Source organism: Gordonia sp. i37, assembly GCF_002043085.1.
Classification (GTDB): Bacteria; Actinomycetota; Actinomycetes; order Mycobacteriales; family Mycobacteriaceae; genus Gordonia; species Gordonia polyisoprenivorans.
On sequence record NZ_MVPX01000563.1, the window covers coordinates 1 to 493 of the forward strand.

General features: G+C 63.3%; 1 protein-coding gene. It reads right to left on the reverse strand.

Features of this window, described 5'->3' with window-relative positions; all coding sequences use genetic code 11:
* Positions 1 to 386, reverse strand: a 386-nt coding sequence (locus B1964_RS27845) for an IS3 family transposase (RefSeq protein ID WP_172398989.1), incomplete at its 3' end; no start/stop codon positions are given.
* Between the last annotated feature and the right edge of the window lie 107 nt (positions 387 to 493).

Genomic DNA, 493 nt, shown 5'->3' on the forward strand with positions numbered 1-493 from the left:
ACCATCGACGCGATCTTGACCTTCTTACCATCAACGGTCGAATCAAACTGAAAGTCCAATGCCCACACCACTTTCGGTGCGTCAGCATCGATAATCGGCACCGAGGACTGCCCGGCGCGTGTGCGTCGCGGCGCACGCCGGACCTGCAATCCCTCTTCCTTCCACAGCCGATGGATCTTCTTCTTGTTGATCTCGACCCCCTCGTCGAACCGCAGCCACGCCCAGGCTCGCCGGAATCCGTGGCGGGGATGTGTGCGGGCATAGGTCCGCAACTGTTCGCGCAAGCCGGCGTCCGGATCGGCGGGTGTCTGCGCCAGCGGCAGGCGCCGGTAGGTGGAGCGGGAAAGCCCAACAGCCTTGCACGCCAACCGTTCTGACATACCCATGGTGCTCTTGAGCATGTCGATGGCGGCGCGTTTGGCGGCCGGGCTCAGAATTTTCCCTTCGCCACCTCCCGCAGCGCATCCTTCTCCAACTCCGCCTCGGCCAGCAG